This is a genomic window from Clostridium sp. AM27-28 (assembly GCF_003480955.1).
Lineage (GTDB): Bacteria > Bacillota > Clostridia > Lachnospirales > Lachnospiraceae > Otoolea > Otoolea fessa.
In genome coordinates this window covers 136,639-152,722 of sequence record NZ_QUJT01000007.1, presented here as the reverse complement: position 1 = coordinate 152,722, position 16,084 = coordinate 136,639, and the positions used below count along the sequence as shown (strand labels likewise).

The window sequence follows — 16,084 nt, the reverse complement described above, 5'->3', positions numbered from 1 at the left end:
TGATATGGCAATTACGAAAAGCGCAAAAATTGAGGCCGAGATTGAAAAGGTCAAAGCCAAAATTGCCGAGCAGCAGGCACGGCTCAAAGAATTGGAGCAAAAGAAGCTGGAGGCGGAAAACAGCGAGATCGTGGAGATCGTGCGCGGCATGAGTATTTCCCTTGCCGATCTGCCGTTGGTGCTCCAGCAACTTCGGGGCGGCGCTTCTGGTCACGGTGGCCAGAAGCCGACAGAACAGGCGGAGGTGACGGAATGAAAAAACTGCGGCTTTTGCTGATAACGCTTTGTGTGTCCGTCCTCATGGGCAGTATGGCGGTCACGGCCTACGCCGGAGGCGGCGAGGAATGGGACGGCCTTGCCCCGGTGGAGCCGCTGCCCGCCGAAACCGTTGACCCCGGCGAGGGCTTTACCGAGGACGGCAACCTTGTGACCCGTGACCTGCTCTACGATAAGGCCACCAACAAGCAGTTCATCACGGTGCAGACCAGCGACGGCAACACCTTTTACATCGTCATTGACTATGACAAGCCCACCGATGAGGACGGCGAGCAGTATCAGACCTACTTTTTGAACATGGTGGACGAGGCCGACCTGCTGGCGGCGATGCAGGCGGCGGGCGGTGAGCTGCCGGAGTGTTCCTGTACCAATAAATGCGCCGTTGGTGCCATCAACACGGATTGCACCGTCTGCGCCGTGAACATGAGCGAGTGCCAGGGCAAGGCTCCCGAGCCTGCGCCTGTGGTAGAGCCGGAGCCTGACCCCGAGCCGGAGCAGCCCAAGGCCACGGGCAACGGCGGTATGCTTCTGCTGGCGCTGGCCGTGGTGGTCATTGGCGGCGGCGCTGGCTGGTACTTCAAAATCTACCGTCCCAAGAAGCAGCGGGCCGCTGAGTCCGAGGCCGACTACGGCGGCGAGTATGACGGCGCGGAGGACTATGACGAAACCGCTCCCGAGGATGACGGGCCGCCGTGGGACGAGGACGGTGAAGAATGAGGTTTACCGACAGCCCCTATGAGGACTTTATGAAAGAAAAAAGCTACTTTAAGGGCGCTCCGCCCAACCTGCCGCCCAAAGGCTCCCGCTGCGACGGCTGCCCCTACTGGCATGGGATCGGCTGCGTGTCCTGCTACCGGGAACAGCTCAAGCCCAAGACAGGGGGCAAACATGAGCCGTGAACTGACCCGGCAGGAAAAGGCGGCGATCCGCTCCCTTGTGAAGCGTTGGTGCGCCAACTATGACAAAGACATTGGCTGTCTGCCGCTGGATTGCGAGTGCTATATGCTGGGGAAATGCTGGACGGGCGCTTATTGCCGCTATTTCCGTTCGGCGGTGCTGCCCCTTGATCCCGTGCTGGAAAGGTCGCTGACCGTGGAGGCCGTGGTGGAAACCCGGCCCTGCCCGGTGTGCGGCAGGGCCTTTCTCCCGGACGGGCGGCAGCGGTATTGCTCACCGGCCTGCGCCGGGGCTGCAAGGCGGCAGAAGCAGCGCGGCTATATGCGGAAATACCGGGGGTAGGCTGTGAGCATTTGACCCCGGAAAACACCCTTAATTGTAGGGCTTTCCGGGGCCGCTTCATGGGCGGGGCGTATGATTTCATAGCCCCGCCCGGTTTTGCAGAGATATTGCTAACATTTTGGAAAGGAGGTCGTATGGACAAAAACCAAGGCTATGAGATCATTCAGGCCGTCATGCTGGAAAATGGCAGGGGCTTTGCGCTGGGGCATCATCCTACCGCTCCCTCGCCCTATGTCACATGGGCTTGCTATGACGACAAGGACGGCCAGCGGCAGTATGAATGGGGGCATTACGGCAGCGACCGTGCCGCTCTGGAACAGGACTTTGCGGCGCGGGTGCAGGAATACCAGCGCCTTTACAACGTCGATGTCAGGCAGGTCGAGGCTCCCGGCCTTTACAAGTATTACTCTACCCAGCGCCCTGTGGACATTGGGACATTCCCCAAGCCGCCCCGTAACGCCCCGGATGAGATCGTCAACTACGATCAGCGCGTCCCGGTTGAAAATGAATCATTTCTGGCGTGGGGGCATTTGACCTACACACGGCCATTGACGAAACGGCAGGCGTCTGACTATGAGCTGCGGCCTGCGCCTGACAATCCCGACAGGCCCCGTTCGATCCGGGAACAGATGAAAACCGCCGCAAAGCAGGCCGAGGCTGACCGGGGCCAAGCTGCCCCAAAGAAAAATGCCCCTGACCGGGGCGACAGATAGGAGGACATTTATGGATCAGGAACGCAATCCCAACAAGAACGCCGAGCTTTCTATGGAGCAGAACTATAATCAGATTGACGGCATCATCAACAATCTGCCTGTGCCGCCCCCGGAGGATAAGCCGCTGGACAAGGTACGGGAACATCCGCCCAAGCGCCGCAGCCGGGAGCGTGAGGAGCGTTGACAAAGAAGCGCGTCCGCAGCGTCCCCATCTATGTGTGGGTACGGCCTGACGAGCTGGAGGTCATTCGGGAGCGCATGGCCGAGGCGGGCATCCGCAACATGAGCGCCTATATCCGAAAAATGGCGCTGGGCGGCTATGTGCTCCACGTTGACCTTGAACCCGTCAAGGAGCTTGTGTCGCTCCAGCGGCGCTGTGCAAACAATCTCAATCAGGCGGCCATCCATGCCAACAGCTATGGCGGCCTGTACCCGGACGAGCTGAAGCGTCTGCAAAAGGACTATGCCGATCTGTGGGGGCCGCTGTCTGATCTGCTGGCCCAGCTCTCCGCCATTGTAACGATGTGACACAGGGGGAACGGCCTCGCGCCGTTCCCCGGCTGTCCGCACCTCTGGTCATCGTGACCAGAAGTGCGGAGGGCCGGGACATCCTTGAGTGCCGATTTTTTCAGAGTTATAATAGACATATACAGGAAAAAGGAGGACCCCCCTATGCGGATTATATTCAAAATCCTTGCCGCTCCCTTTGTGTTGGTGCTGACCCTGCTCGTGGCCGTGCTCTCGTTCCTGCTGAGTCTTTCCGCTGGTTTGCTCTCCATCCTCGCGTCGGTGCTGGGGCTGCTGAGTGTCCTGATGCTGTTTGTGGAGAAAGACATTTCCACGGGGATCGCGGGGCTGCTGATGGCGTTTGCCATTTCACCCTTTGGCCTGCCTGCGCTGGCCGGATGGCTGCTTGCCAAGCTGGACGAGCTGAACGGCTCCCTGCGGGGCTTCATCATGGGCTGAGTTCTGGTCACGGTGGCCAGAAGATGCAGAAAACGGCGGCTGATCCCATCCGCCGTTTGTCGTATGGAAAGGAGGGATGCCTACGGCCACAACCTACCTCAAATCCCACAAGCGGGCCGATAAGCGGACGGCCCTGCAAAGCCTGAAAGACCGCTTTGACTATGGCCTGAACCCGGAGAAGCTGGGGGCCGTTTCCTCCTACCTCTGCGATCCGGCCACGGCACACGCCGAGTTCATGCTGGTCAAAAATCAGTACCAGGGCGAAACTGACCGCAGGGCCGGACACGGGGCGTTGTGCTACCAGATCCGGCAGGCGTTCCCTCACGGCGAGGTGACGGCGGAGGAGGCCAACCGCATCGGCTATGAAACGGCGATGCGCTGGACAAAGGGCAAGTATCAATTCTTCGTCTGTACCCATATAGACAAAGAGCACATTCATAATCACATCTACTACAATTCCACCGCCTATGACCGCTCCCGGAAGTTTCGCAACTTCATCGGCTCCTCGTTCGCCCTGCGGCGGCTGTCTGACCGGGTATGTCTGGAGCACGACCTATCCGTGATTGCAAATCCCAAGCTCCACAGCAAGGGACGGTATCTGCACTACGGTCAATGGCTGGGCGAAAATCAAAAGCTCTCACAGAAAGAACAGATTCGCCTTGCCATTGACGCGGCCCTGACGGAGCGCCCCGGGGACTTCGCAGATTTTCTCCGGCGCATGGAAACGGCAGGCATACAGGTCAAGCACGGGCGCGGCGGTGTGATCTCATTCCTTGTGCCAGGGCAACAGCGGGCGGCCCGTTTCCGGGCGGCCACGCTGGGGGACGGCTACGGCCCCGAGGACGTGCAGGCCGTCATTGACGGCAAGGCTCCCACACGAACGGCCACGGCGCGGAAAGCGCCCGCACCCCGCCGTGTCAATCTGCTGATCGATATTCAGGAGAGGATGCGTCAGGGCAAAGGCCCCGCCTATGAACGCTGGGCCAAGGTGTATAACCTCAAACAGATGGCTGCCGCGCTGCAATATCTGAAAGAGCACCAGCTATTTGAATATGACGATTTGGCCGTAAAGACCGACGCCGCCACAGAGCGGTTTCACACGCTGGCCGGGGACATTCAGCATACCGAGGCGGAGCTTTCCCGTGTGTCCGATCTGATGGCCGCCGTAGTGCAGTACGCAAAGACCCGCCCTGTGTTCGATGGGTATAAGGCCGCAAAGTACAGCCGGAAATATCTTGCCGAGCATGAGGCGGAGCTGGCCGACTACCGGGCGGCCAAGGCGACAATGGCCGAGCTGCTGGGCGGCGAGAAGCTCCCCAAAATGGACGTACTAAAAGAAAAACGCCGCCAACTGGCAGCGCGGAAAAAAGCTCTTTATTTGGAATACCGCAAGGCTCAACAGGATATGCGGGAGCTGGTAGCGGTCAAGGGCAGCGTGGATCACCTGCGCGGGCTGACGGACAACCAGCGCAATAAGGAGCAGGCCCGTTAGGGACGGCGACGCAGACAATGTTTCTTCTGGTCACGGTGGCCAGAAGTCCAGCGGGTTTGGGGGCACCCCAACAAGCATTTCCGCAGCGCGGAAATTGCAAGTGTCAATACACTTGCCTTGCTTGCCGCTAACGCGCTCCCCCGGAAACTCCGCGAAAAAACGGAGGCAGCGCCGTTTCTTACGCTCCCTCCGTTCCACGGTTTTCTATGATTGCGTCGATAATTCCTTCGACGAGCCGCAGCTCACTTTCGCTGAGGGAATTAAGCAGAATGTTGATCCGCTTCTTTGCGGCTTCATCGGCGCTCATATCGGGGTAGAAGTATTCATCTACTGACAGGTCGAACATGGTTGCCAGTTGATAGAAAATATCTAAGCTCGGATGTTGACCGTCGTTTTCGTGGTACATGACAGTACGAGTGTCCCGCCCGATGATGTCGGCCAGTTGCTCCTGTGTCATGCCTTTCTTCTCGCGGGCTTTCTTGATTGCAAGCCCCATCGGACGAAAATCAAATTTGCGTTCGCTCTTTTCGTTCTTCATGTCATCACCACCTAATGTAATTTTACATTTCGGGTGATAGTATTTGAACGGTGCTACATTTCATTCGTACTCATTTTTCATTTTATGTACACAGTTGAACTTGTGATACTGTAATGATAAAATAAACAATAGTGTACCTTTCACGAAAGAAATATCTCAACTCTACTATCATTCAACATCCAAAATGATATACTCGCTTGCCATTCGGTTGCTAAATGGCAGCGTTAGAGCGATAATGCTCTTAGCAATCACAGGAGGTCAAAATCAATGTTCAATATTGACAAGAAGAAATTTGGCGCATTTGTCGCCGCACTTCGTAAAGAAAAAGGAATCACTCAAAAAGAGTTGTCAGAACAACTCTGTATATCTGATAAGGCTGTAAGCAAATGGGAAACGGGGCATTCCCATAGTTAAAGATACCACACCCAATATCACAAACTCACGCTTAAACAATATTTCTTAGTCAACCACATACAATAACAAATACAAAAAAGCTGGAAGCAGACTTAATTTTGCTCCCAGCTTTTCTTTATTGTTTTGATGAAGTCGTTCAATGATACTTGTTTTTGCCATCTGCTTACATAATGTGCATACTTGTCACTTGTGTTCTGATATATCTGTCCCTCTTATTGCCTAAACTCATATTAAGGGTGTGATATATCCAAGTGCAATAGCCTTGTTATAGGCTTCGATAGCATTTTTAGCCCCCAGCTTATCATAGATGCTTTGGATATGGTTGTAAAGTGTCCGTTCACTGATATACAGTTCTTGAGCTATTTCATGCTTTGTTTTCCCTGTTCCAATCGCCTTAATAATTTCCGCTTCACGATCTGTCAGGGGATTTAATAAAGGGGGCGTAGTGGATTTGTGACCTTTACTAATAGCTGTAAGTTTTTTTACCAGTTCATCAGCAGAAGCCGACTTGTCAATATAACTTACAGCACCTCTTTTAAGTGCCTCCTGTCTATAAACCGGCATATCATAAGAGGATAGCATAGCCACTTTTGTTTTTGGGTTTTTGTTATATATTTTTTCTATCAGGTCAATGCCAGAATTTTTTGACTGATCTCTTAGGTTAACATCCAATAATACAATGTCCCATTCGTCTACGGAAAGAATATTCCAAAACTCTGTTTCATTACTTACATAGTGACAGATTGAGATTGCGTCCCAATCTTCCAGAAGTTTGCTTAAACTCTCTCCAAATATCCTGTGGTCATCAAATAGTAATATCTTCATTTTTTCTCCCCAAAACTGCCGTTGCAGTTAAAATACCATCTTTCTCTAAATACTGAATGTTACCACCATTCCCATTTATCAACACCGTCAAGAACAGCATGCCACCTTTGGAAGAAAGAATATTTTCAATGTCATTTGGTTTCGCTCCATCATTTTGACAGGTAATTACGAGTTTACTTTCTTCATTTAACGCGATTTCCAAATGGATAAAAGTAGCGGCAGCGTGTTTATAAACATTGTTGACAAGCTCTTTGATTATCTGCATAGTCTGTTCCAAACTGTTATCTTTTTTCAAAGCAATCCTTGCTTCGCTGTCAATGGTAAAATCTATAAATATATTTTTCTTTGGGTACAGCTTCTTAATGGCGTCAAGCATATATTCAATATGTTCCCATGAAGCATACCCCGAAAAGATATTAGACGAATAGAAATTCATCATATTTCTTATTCGCAGTTCCAAATCAGATAATATCCTTTTTGTTTCATCAATAGCTGGTGAGCGAAGCGACAGAAGATTTTTGGCACCTCCAATATCTTGAAGCACATCGTTGTGAAGTAGCATTGAAAAATCTTCCCTCTCACTTGCAATATAGTTCGTTAATTCATAATACTTTGTCAGCTCGTTGTAACGAGCTTCCATGTCGCCAAGATGAATGACAGCAAAAGCCTCAAATAAAAGCATTATAAGCTGAAAAAATACATTGACTTGCAGGGTGGACAAATCAAAGCAATAAAGTACGATTGTAAGCAAAGGAATCATGAAAACAAGGACATATCTTGCTTTCCTCTGGGCAATCGGAAGAATATTAACCTGTTTCAAATTTATATATTTATAATCAAGGAAAATTCCCACGAACATTCCAATTAACATAGTTACCGCAGGTAGAATTCGGAAATTGAAAAACGACAGTATGATAGACGCAATTCCAAACAGCAAGCGAACCATTTTTCCCCGGCTTGCGTCAGTTCTTACCAGCATTATTCCGATAATCAATGCAAAAACCAGAAATGCACCCGTGTATAAGGTGGAAAATCCATCATACATCAGCGCCGCAATAAAGGAAACAGAAAGCAGGTTCCAGCCACATTCAGATATTGTTGCCTTTCGCCGTGATGTCATTACATGTAGATAGAGCAGATTGAAATAACAAAGCAAGACGGCAATCGACAATAAGTTGATGGCTCCGTCATTCGCAATTCCTTTATGTGTTCTATCCAATATAACCCATAAAGTCACAATACCCGCATGAAGAAACAGATACGGATAGAAGCGTTTATCCTGCATAGACCCCCCTCCTTTCAGCTAAAATTCATTATGTTAGTAATATGATGATACGATCCGTTCTTTAGTCATCAGACATAAACCACACGCAGTCAAAACTATTATACTCACTGGAGAAAATAGTAGCAACACCCACACATTATTCGTTTTCATAAATATCCCACATTTTAAGAAAACCAGCAAAATATGAAGCAGTGTTGCAAAGATAGGAATACTCTTAAACCAGTTCATATTTCTAATCCAGAGAATCAAAACATTTATAAATGCCGAATACAATATGCTAAGGATCAGAAAATAGGTGCCTGATAACAAGATAAGGTTTGGCAGACGAATGGAAATCATCAAAAGCAGAGGAAACAAAAGAATCAGCGTTCCAATCCATAGTGATAGCAGATTCTCTTTAACAATACTTGAGATTTTAATACCATTAGCAAGTTTCCATTCTATTCTCTTTGTAATTTTTTCTTGCTGCAACATATCCTTGCTTATTTCTCCGGCAAAAAAGATAAATAAGCACAGGTAGCCATCAAGCATAAAATACTTTATATCAACGCCAAATACAATGTTCTCTGAAATATCCCCAAAGTTCATCAGAGAGATTATGCCGAAGATAGTTGCTACCGCACTCATAAATATAAAATTCCAGTTCAATACCCTTTTAAGGTTTAAGGTTATCAAACCCATTCGCCATCCCTCCTGATAACTGTTTCGTTGCTCATGTGCCGAGTCTTAAAGAAACTTAATAGTGCAAACATCATGCAAAGTGCAACATCAACCACAATAATCAAATAGTCAATTCCTATATGATGTTGATTCACAAGCTCTGTAATTCGTTCTGCCGACATCGCAATCAAATAAACCAGTGCAAAATTACCAAAGAACAGAACATTTTTGAACAGTTTTACTCGTTTCACATCCAGTACAATGATATTCAAAGCGACAATCTCACAAAAACTAAGTACAAGAATACTAAGATAAACGCATACGATCCGCCCAAAGCTCATTGTCCAGTCGGTAAAGTAATAGCAACTCATAAAAACAAAGAACGGGATAATACCAGAAAAGCGGAAAATCTGTACCGAATACTGTTTTATAATCTCTTTTACCGCAATTCCAGAAGCTGCAAAAAATTCAATTCTCCGGCTTAACTTATCCTTTGCTGTCAAATCTACAATCATAGCACCGGATTGCAGGGAGGTAAGACCCAAAATAACCGCATAGAGCATTAAGACTAAATAATCCTCTCCCTTAGACTGCAAGGCGTCCATCTGCATTGCAAAGCTCATAAAAGTTGCCAGAATGGCAACAATCGCAGTATCAATTAGGAGGCTTTTGCTTCTGGTAAGATAGTAGACTGCGCCTTTTCCCATGTTACTCATACCGATTGCCCTCCTTAATAAAGATTTCTTCCAATGATTGTCCTTGCATTTCTTGAATACCCTTATCAAACAGCAATCTGCCATTTTTAATCATAGATACATCATCAGCGCACTTTTGAATCTCGCTAAGGTCATGTGAAGTGATAATAACCGTTTTTCCGTCAGCTTTTAGAGCCTCTATCAAACTACGGATTTCTACTCTGGATATGGGGTCTACACCCGATGTTGGTTCATCCATGAGCAGAATATCCCGTCCCATCATAATCACAATCAAAAGGGACAGTTTTCTTTTCATTCCTTTAGAATAAGTGCTAACACGCTTTCCTAAATGCTCGGTCAATCCTAATTGCGTACAATAACTGTCTGAACGATCATTTATTTCAAATCCAAAGTATTTCCCAAAAATTCTCAAATTTTCAAGACCAGTCTGTTCTTCATACAGATAGTCATTTTCAAGCTCCATTGCATATTTCCCTGCAATGTTGATTGTCCCTGCATTTGGCTGGTATACCCCTGTAATCAAGCGTAGCAGTGTTGTCTTTCCAGAACCGTTCGGGCCAATAATCGCATGGATTGTATTTGCTTTTACATTCAGGCTAAAATTCTCAAACAAAACTCTGCCACCAAAACCTTTTTTTAAGTTCTTTACTTCAATCGCATTTTGAATCTCAGACATATTTTTTGCTCCTTTCATTTGGTGCTCCACCATATAGGTATAGTGTATAAAACGAAGAAGCATTTTGCATGAGTAATTACTGCAATTTCGATACTGCCATCAGGCAAATGTCACAGAAACCTCACAACGAGAAAAAATTTAGTATTCAGTCAGCTTCACAATTACATTACTCTGCTGATACAGCCAGTCCGTAAATTCTTTCGGGCTGGCCGTTCCTGTTTTTACAGCCTTTTTTCTCTGTAAGGCTTCTTTCTTAAAGTCGGAAAAGGCAGCCTGTATTTTTTCCAGACGGTCAGCCGGAAAGCCTGCGGTATTTTTTACCCGGTTTATTTTGTTGCGCCAGTTCTGGCATTCATTTTTATAAAGCAGGTCATAGTTATTTTCTCTTGCCCTCTCGTCAAATTCCCGCTTGTTTTGAAGTGCCTGTGCTTTTCGGCACTTGTCGCTGCACAGCTCATACCGCTGGCTCTTTGCCAGAAAATATTTCCCGCAGACCTTGCACCGCCGGAAGCAAAGCCCCCAGTCATTCAGCCTGTTCAGATAATAGGTAATCAACGGGTAGAGGGACGCATAGGCAGACACACATTCTTCTGTGCGCCGGTTGTCCGGTAACCAGAGGTCAAGCCGGGTATCTTCTGACGGTGCGCCTTTGAAATAAAGGCTGCCAGCTTGAAAATGTTTCGGTTTTCCTGTCTCCCTGTCAAAGCTCATGGCTTCGTTATGGAATACCCCGGTCAGGCTGCTCATTTTATCCATGAAGCGGTCACAGGCAGCGTTACGGTCACGGGGTTCTCTGGCAAGCAGATAGCTGTTCCAGATACGGAACGCCACATACATTTTCAGAGGGTCATTGCTAAGATATTTTCCCCAGAGAAATTCGCTTGCCGTCTGCTCCAGCTCCGGCTGTTTCCGTCGGTTGGAGTGGAGGGCTTGCCGCAGCGGAGAAAGCCCGTATAAGTTCCAATCTCTGTCCGTGTCACGCTCAAAGTTTATCAAAAAAGTTCCCAGCGGGCGTGTCATATCACAAAGCACCTCTGCGTTTTGGCTCCCGTTCAGCCGGAAGCGGATCTGCTGTTCTTCCCCAATCAAAATCCGCTCTTTCATTTTCTTCCTGTCCAGCGTCAGGACAAACAAAATCCTCTCAAAACATGGCTCATGCCGTATAAACTGATTCTCCATCCCTATCCCCTGCCTTTGTTTATGGTAATTATATAATTCAGTTATATCAGTTACACTCATGGTATCGCAGAATCATTGTTTTGTCAAGGATAGTACGCTATGATGATTGCGGTTGGTAATTTCGTACCGCACAGTACCTTGACAAGTGAATGACCGTCCAAAAAGGATATGACCGGCAGGAGAAGTGACGCATCCGGCGCACCAATGCAGGGAAACACCGCAGGAATGGGGCAGGAAAACGGCTTTTGGGGAGAGCGGCAGCAGGAAGCATTTTAACCTATTTGATTTATGGGAGGAACAGAATGAACGATAAAAAGAGATTGAACAGCTACGAGGATTTACCGCTGGTTCTGGATGTGGCGGACATTCAGCGGATTATGGGAATTTCAAGAGCGAGCGCCTATGAGCTGGTACACACCCCCGGCTTTCCGGCGTTCCGCAGGGGGAGGCTTATCAAGGTCAGCAAAATTGCTTTCTTTGAATGGATGGCAAAAGGCTCCGAAACCGTACCGGGAAGCGACAAATAAGCGTGAGGTATCATTCCCTGACTGCAATACTGCCGCACTTTCCAAAGGGGCATACAGAGAGAAAAAACCTTAAAAATGATACCGAGACGCTACACCAAAACAGCCTATCTGCGTACATCAGATAGAAACGGAGAAAGGAGCCGGTTATGGCAAGAATGAGCAACAAGCGGCGGCTGGAATGGTCTTTCTTCTTAAATGACCGCAGCCGTATCACTTACAACGAACTGTGCCGGAAATGCCAGCACGAATGTAAACAGAGCTTCCGGGCGGTTGTGGTTGACTGCCCGAAGTATCTTTCCAAGCGTTCCAAGAAAAAGGACAAGACTGCCGGAAACGGAAAAATCCCTTAGGAACTAAGGGCGCACTTCTATACATAGTCTAAAGACCATGTATCGTGCGTCCTGCGGAGCTTACCTCTGCCGCTGATAAAATCAGCAATCCGAGGTCTGCGTTCGCTTCGCTCCGACAAGGCGGCTGCACCCCCTTGCGCCGCTAAAGCGGCTATCCCCTGTGTACCCGCCGCAAAGAGAAATCCGCTCTGCGGTTTTCCCTTTTCATCGGGTTTTATAGAAGCACTGACACACGGACTGTCTGCGGATGGTCTTTCTTTATCTTATCAGCAAAGGATGTGAGAACATGGAAAAATCTTTGGAACAGTTGAAGCAGGAATATGAAAAAACCACTGTCCTGCTGGAACAGGAAAAACGGAAAATGCAGCGTTTGAAAAACCGGCAGGCGTATCTGGAAAGCGGTTCCCGGAAACAGAGGACGCACCGGCTGATTACCCGTGGGGCAGCTATTGAGAGCATTGCACCACAGACAAAGGAGCTATCCGAAGCGGAATTTTATTCCCTCATGGAAAGCATTTTGAATCTGCCGCAGGCGGAGCATTTCATCCGGTCTGCCGCAGAGAACCACGCCCGTATTTCCGGGCAGGAGAAAGGCGGTGACTAAGGATAGCACTTTATCATTTTTCAATCGCACAGATCAAGCGCAGCGCCGGTCAGAGCGCCATTGCCAGCGCAGCCTACCGAGCCGGGGAGCGTCTTTACAGCAGCTACTATGGAGAAGTCAGCGACTACACCAAAAAGGGCGGCGTGATCGCTTCGGAAATCATGCTGCCGCCCCATGCGCCGGAAATATATCTTGACCGGGCGACCCTCTGGAATGCTGTGGAGAACTGCGAGAAACATCCAAAAGCACAGCTTGCCTATTCCTTTGATATTGCCATGCAGAATGAATTGACGCTGGAAGAAAACATGGAGCTGGCGAGGAAGTTCGTACAGGAGCAGTTTGTGACAAAAGGCATGATTGCCGACCTTGCTTTTCACAGCCCGGAGAAAGAGGACGGCGGCATCCCTAACCCGCATTTTCATGTGATGACAACCATGCGCCCTTTGAACCCGGATGGCACATGGGGACAAAAACAGCGTCGGGAATATCTTCTTGATGAAGATGGAAACCGAATCCGGGATAAAAACGGCGATTATATGTTTAACGCTGTCCATACAACAGACTGGCATGAGCCGGAAACGCTGGAACACTGGCGGGAGCAGTGGGCGGCTGCCGTTAATACAAAATTTGAGGAAAAAGGGCTGGATGTGCGTATCGACCACCGTTCCTATGTGCGGCAGGGGCTTGACCTGATACCTACTGTCCACGAGGGAGCTAATGTCCGGCAGATGGAAGCAAAGGGCATCCGCACCGAGAAAGGGGAACTGAACCGCTGGATTAAAGCCACCAACCGGCTCATGCAGGATGTGAGGAAGAAGATCAAAGCCCTGTTTGTCTGGATGGCAGAGGTAAAAGAAGAACTTTCCAAACCCCAGACACCGAGCCTTGCCGACCTGCTGATCGCTTATTACAACCAGCGCAACGCAGGGGCATGGAGCAATAAAGCCAGAACCGGAAACTTAAAGCAGTTTGCCGAAGCCGTCAATTATCTGACGGAAAACAAGCTGCTCACATTAGAGGATTTGCAGGAGCGTCTTTCCTCTGTCAGTGAAGAATTTGAAGCATTAAGCGGCTCCATGAAAAAGAAATCTGCCCGGATAAAGGAATTGCAGGAATTGATACGGGAGGGCGAGAATTACCAGCGGCTAAAACCTGTCCATACGGAATTGAACAATATCAAGTTTAAGAAACAGAGGGAGAAATTTGAAACATCCCACGATGCGGAGTTACGGCTGTTTTATGCCGCCCGCCGTATTCTGAAAGAAAAACTGGACGGAAAACCCATTGCCCTGAAAGCATGGAAACAGGAATATGCACAGTTAAAAACAGAGTATGCCGAACTGTCTCCGCAGCACAAGCCACTCCGGGAGGAAGTCATACGGCTGCGGCAGGTGCAGAACGCCGTAGATACCGCACTGCGCCGGAGGGAGCAGCCACAGGCAGTACAGAGAAAGAAACATGAGATGGAGCTATGATATAACCGGCAGCTTTACCGCTACCGGTATTTTTATGGAGGGAGTATTTGAATGTATTTGAAGCGGTGAAACAGTCTGTTACCACCCGGCAGGCTGCTTCATTCTATGGAATCCGGGTGGGAAGAAACGGCATGGTCTGCTGTCCATTCCACAATGACCGCACGCCCAGCATGAAAGTGGACAGCCGCTTTTACTGCTTCGGCTGCGGGGCTTCCGGGGATGTGATCGACTTTGCCGCTTTGCTGCATGGATTGGGGAAACGGGAAGCTGCGGTCAGGCTTGCGGAGGACTTCGGCGTTTCCTATGAGAAATCCGGCAATGCGCCGCCAGATAGGAAGCGTCACAACAGGTCACAGCCCCGACAAAAATCAGCGGAGCAGAGATTTCAGGAAACGGAACGGTATTGTTTCCGGGTGCTATGCGATTATCTGCGCCTGCTGGAGCATTGGAAAACAGCACACGCCCCACAGCCGCAGGATGCCATCTGGCATCCTCTTTTTGTGGAAGCGTTGCAGAGGATAAGCTACACAGAATACCTTTTGGATATTTTGTTATACGGAGAAATAGAAGAAAAAGCGGCATTGATCGCCGCACAGGGAAAGGAGGTGCTGCGGCTTGAACAGCGAATTTCAGAGCTTGCCGCCGGAAACGCAGGAAGCGGTCAAAAGGACGATGGACACAATGGAACCGGCGCAGACACCGGAAGAAATCCGGGAGACGTTAGAGGGGACGCAGAAAGGCGGCGTGAAGAACAGCATCCGAAACTGCCTGACGGTGTTCCAGCGTGACCCGCTGTTTCGTGGGGCACTGCGTCTGAACCTTTTGACGGAGCAGATTGACATTGTGAAGCCGCTGGGCTGGGAGCGCACCAGTACCACGCTGACCGACATGGACATGAACTACCTGCTTTTGTATCTGGAAGAAAATTACGGGCTTACCAGCGAGAAAAAGGTGCAGAGCGCCATCAAGATTGTTGCCAATGAAAACCGCTACCATCCGGTCAGGGATTACCTGAACAACCTGCAATGGGACGGCACAGAGCGCATCCGTTACGCCCTGCATCACTTTCTGGGAGCCGATACGGACGAATACACTTATGAAGCCTTGAAACTGTTCCTGATGGGAGCCATCCGGCGGGTATTCAGACCGGGGAGCAAGTTTGAGGTCATGCTCTGTCTGGTTGGTGGTCAGGGAGCCGGGAAATCTACCTTTTTCCGGCTGCTGGCAGGCAGGGACGAATGGTTTTCAGACGATTTGAAGAAGCTGGACGATGAAAATGTGTACCGCAAGCTGCAAGGGCATTGGATTATCGAGATGTCGGAGATGATCGCCACAGCCAACGCCAAGAGTATTGAGGAAATCAAGTCATTCTTAAGCCGCCAGAAAGAAACCTACAAAGTGCCGTATGAGACACATCCGGCAGACCGGCTGCGGCAATGTGTATTTGGAGGGACGACCAACCGGCAGGACTTTTTACCCCGTGACCGCACCGGCAACCGGCGCTTTCTCCCCGTGACGGTGTACCCGGAACGGGCGGAGGTTCACATACTGGACGATGAAGCGGCGGCGAGGGCGTATATCGAACAGATGTGGGCGGAAGCCATGACGGTTTACCGCAGTGGGAAGTATAAGCTGTCATTCAGCATGGAAATGAACCGATACCTGAACGCCCATCAGCAGGACTTCATGCAGGAGGACACACAGGCTGGCATGATCTACGCCTATTTGGAGGACTACACCGGCGACAGGGTATGCTCCAAGCAGCTTTATGAGGAAGCATTGGGGAACTTAAATTCCCCGGCAGACTGGGAGACACGGGCAATCTGCGAGATTATGAATACCGGCATTGCGGGCGGCATCATACAGGGCTGGGTAGCCTACAAAAGCCCGAAGCGGTATAAGAAATACGGTTCTCAAAAAGGCTGGGAGCGTGTCAACCAAGCTCCGCCGGAGGGGGACGGTTTTCAGGAAATCACGGAAGAAGAAGCCCGGCAAATGGAACTTCCATTCTGAAAAGCCACCGGTTGACAGTTTGGTTGACGCTTTGGTTGACAGCCGGTTGACGGGGAAAAGCCTGATATTTGGGGCATTTCTCTCCTTTGTCAACCATGTCAACCAAGAAATCAAAGAAAAAGTAAAAAGTAATAAT

23 protein-coding genes are annotated in these 16,084 nt (G+C 49.4%); 16 read left to right on the top strand and 7 right to left on the bottom strand.

The window, feature by feature from the left end; translation table 11 throughout:
• Positions 1-4: 4 nt before the first annotated feature.
• The 9 genes from DW720_RS09520 to DW720_RS09480 all read left to right on the top strand — a co-directional run bounded on the left by DW720_RS09520 (position 5) and on the right by DW720_RS09480 (position 4,686).
• A complete protein-coding gene (locus DW720_RS09520; RefSeq protein WP_118749573.1) occupies positions 5-256 on the top strand; it encodes a DUF4315 family protein in 252 nt (83 codons plus the stop codon).
• Positions 253-993: a DUF4366 domain-containing protein gene (locus tag DW720_RS09515; protein ID WP_118749572.1), complete on the top strand. Its 741-nt coding sequence runs from the start codon at positions 253-255 to the stop codon at positions 991-993. Before DW720_RS09520 ends, DW720_RS09515 begins: the two co-directional genes overlap by 4 nt.
• Positions 990-1,175, top strand: coding sequence for a hypothetical protein (locus DW720_RS09510; RefSeq protein ID WP_118749571.1), 186 nt, complete (start codon positions 990-992; stop codon positions 1,173-1,175). The genes DW720_RS09515 and DW720_RS09510 overlap by 4 nt, the downstream gene beginning before the upstream one ends.
• Positions 1,165-1,515: a cysteine-rich VLP domain-containing protein gene (locus DW720_RS09505; RefSeq protein WP_118749570.1), complete on the top strand. Its 351-nt coding sequence runs from the start codon at positions 1,165-1,167 to the stop codon at positions 1,513-1,515. The genes DW720_RS09510 and DW720_RS09505 overlap by 11 nt, the downstream gene beginning before the upstream one ends.
• A gap of 134 nt (positions 1,516-1,649) precedes the next feature.
• Positions 1,650-2,228 carry a hypothetical protein gene (locus tag DW720_RS09500; RefSeq protein WP_118749569.1) on the top strand — a complete coding sequence of 193 codons (579 nt, stop codon included), beginning with the start codon at positions 1,650-1,652 and terminating at the stop codon, positions 2,226-2,228.
• Between the two features lie 10 nt (positions 2,229-2,238).
• Complete coding sequence (locus tag DW720_RS09495) at positions 2,239-2,412, top strand: DUF4316 domain-containing protein (protein ID WP_021887815.1); 174 nt, start codon at positions 2,239-2,241, stop codon at positions 2,410-2,412.
• Positions 2,409-2,756: a plasmid mobilization relaxosome protein MobC gene (locus tag DW720_RS09490; RefSeq protein WP_021887816.1), complete on the top strand. Its 348-nt coding sequence runs from the start codon at positions 2,409-2,411 to the stop codon at positions 2,754-2,756. Before DW720_RS09495 ends, DW720_RS09490 begins: the two co-directional genes overlap by 4 nt.
• 144 nt (positions 2,757-2,900) lie before the next feature.
• Positions 2,901-3,194, top strand: a complete 294-nt coding sequence (locus tag DW720_RS09485; protein WP_021887817.1) for a CD1845 family protein — start codon at positions 2,901-2,903, stop codon at positions 3,192-3,194.
• A 142-nt stretch (positions 3,195-3,336) separates the two neighbouring features.
• Positions 3,337-4,686, top strand: a complete 1,350-nt coding sequence (locus DW720_RS09480; RefSeq protein WP_118749582.1) for a relaxase/mobilization nuclease domain-containing protein — start codon at positions 3,337-3,339, stop codon at positions 4,684-4,686.
• Between the two features lie 178 nt (positions 4,687-4,864).
• Here the strand turns inward: DW720_RS09480 and DW720_RS09475 are convergent, their stop codons facing one another.
• Positions 4,865-5,224 (bottom strand): helix-turn-helix transcriptional regulator, encoded by a 360-nt coding sequence (locus DW720_RS09475; protein WP_118749568.1) that lies wholly within the window; start codon positions 5,222-5,224, stop codon positions 4,865-4,867.
• A gap of 267 nt (positions 5,225-5,491) precedes the next feature.
• On the opposite strand from DW720_RS09475, the gene DW720_RS09470 reads away from it, so the two are divergent.
• Entirely contained in the window at positions 5,492-5,638 is a 147-nt protein-coding gene (locus DW720_RS09470; protein WP_118749567.1) for a helix-turn-helix transcriptional regulator, read from the top strand.
• 225 nt (positions 5,639-5,863) lie between these two features.
• Here the strand turns inward: DW720_RS09470 and DW720_RS16150 are convergent, their stop codons facing one another.
• The 6 genes from DW720_RS16150 to DW720_RS09440 form a co-directional block, all read right to left on the bottom strand.
• A complete protein-coding gene (locus tag DW720_RS16150) occupies positions 5,864-6,463 on the bottom strand; it encodes a response regulator transcription factor (RefSeq protein ID WP_118347094.1) in 600 nt (199 codons plus the stop codon).
• On the bottom strand, positions 6,444-7,748 hold the full coding sequence (locus tag DW720_RS09460; RefSeq protein WP_118347096.1) for a hypothetical protein: 1,305 nt from the start codon (positions 7,746-7,748) through the stop codon (positions 6,444-6,446). The genes DW720_RS16150 and DW720_RS09460 overlap by 20 nt, the downstream gene beginning before the upstream one ends.
• A gap of 33 nt (positions 7,749-7,781) precedes the next feature.
• Positions 7,782-8,429, bottom strand: coding sequence for a hypothetical protein (locus DW720_RS09455; RefSeq protein WP_118719088.1), 648 nt, complete (start codon positions 8,427-8,429; stop codon positions 7,782-7,784).
• Positions 8,420-9,124, bottom strand: coding sequence for a hypothetical protein (locus DW720_RS09450; protein ID WP_118347100.1), 705 nt, complete (start codon positions 9,122-9,124; stop codon positions 8,420-8,422). The genes DW720_RS09455 and DW720_RS09450 overlap by 10 nt, the downstream gene beginning before the upstream one ends.
• The gene (locus DW720_RS09445) at positions 9,117-9,818 is read right to left on the bottom strand and encodes an ABC transporter ATP-binding protein (protein WP_118347102.1); all 702 of its coding nucleotides are present in this window, start codon (positions 9,816-9,818) and stop codon (positions 9,117-9,119) included. The genes DW720_RS09450 and DW720_RS09445 overlap by 8 nt, the downstream gene beginning before the upstream one ends.
• A gap of 120 nt (positions 9,819-9,938) precedes the next feature.
• Complete coding sequence (locus tag DW720_RS09440) at positions 9,939-10,979, bottom strand: DUF6076 domain-containing protein (RefSeq protein WP_118719090.1); 1,041 nt, start codon at positions 10,977-10,979, stop codon at positions 9,939-9,941.
• A gap of 302 nt (positions 10,980-11,281) precedes the next feature.
• Here DW720_RS09440 and DW720_RS09435 point away from each other — a divergent pair, with 302 nt between their 5' ends.
• From DW720_RS09435 to DW720_RS09410, 6 genes are all read left to right on the top strand, one after another.
• On the top strand, positions 11,282-11,506 hold the full coding sequence (locus DW720_RS09435) for a helix-turn-helix domain-containing protein (protein WP_005362423.1): 225 nt from the start codon (positions 11,282-11,284) through the stop codon (positions 11,504-11,506).
• A 146-nt stretch (positions 11,507-11,652) separates the two neighbouring features.
• Positions 11,653-11,856, top strand: coding sequence for a hypothetical protein (locus DW720_RS09430; RefSeq protein ID WP_004614949.1), 204 nt, complete (start codon positions 11,653-11,655; stop codon positions 11,854-11,856).
• Positions 11,857-12,142: 286 nt separating this feature from the next.
• Positions 12,143-12,460 carry a DUF3847 domain-containing protein gene (locus tag DW720_RS09425; protein ID WP_182436539.1) on the top strand — a complete coding sequence of 106 codons (318 nt, stop codon included), beginning with the start codon at positions 12,143-12,145 and terminating at the stop codon, positions 12,458-12,460.
• Positions 12,461-12,462: 2 nt separating this feature from the next.
• Positions 12,463-13,935, top strand: a complete 1,473-nt coding sequence (gene mobQ, locus DW720_RS09420) for a MobQ family relaxase (protein WP_182436540.1) — start codon at positions 12,463-12,465, stop codon at positions 13,933-13,935.
• Between the two features lie 47 nt (positions 13,936-13,982).
• A complete protein-coding gene (locus DW720_RS09415) occupies positions 13,983-14,723 on the top strand; it encodes a CHC2 zinc finger domain-containing protein (protein ID WP_118749565.1) in 741 nt (246 codons plus the stop codon).
• Positions 14,608-15,948, top strand: a complete 1,341-nt coding sequence (locus DW720_RS09410) for a virulence-associated E family protein (protein ID WP_118749564.1) — start codon at positions 14,608-14,610, stop codon at positions 15,946-15,948. Before DW720_RS09415 ends, DW720_RS09410 begins: the two co-directional genes overlap by 116 nt.
• The last annotated feature ends 136 nt before the right edge of the window (positions 15,949-16,084 follow it).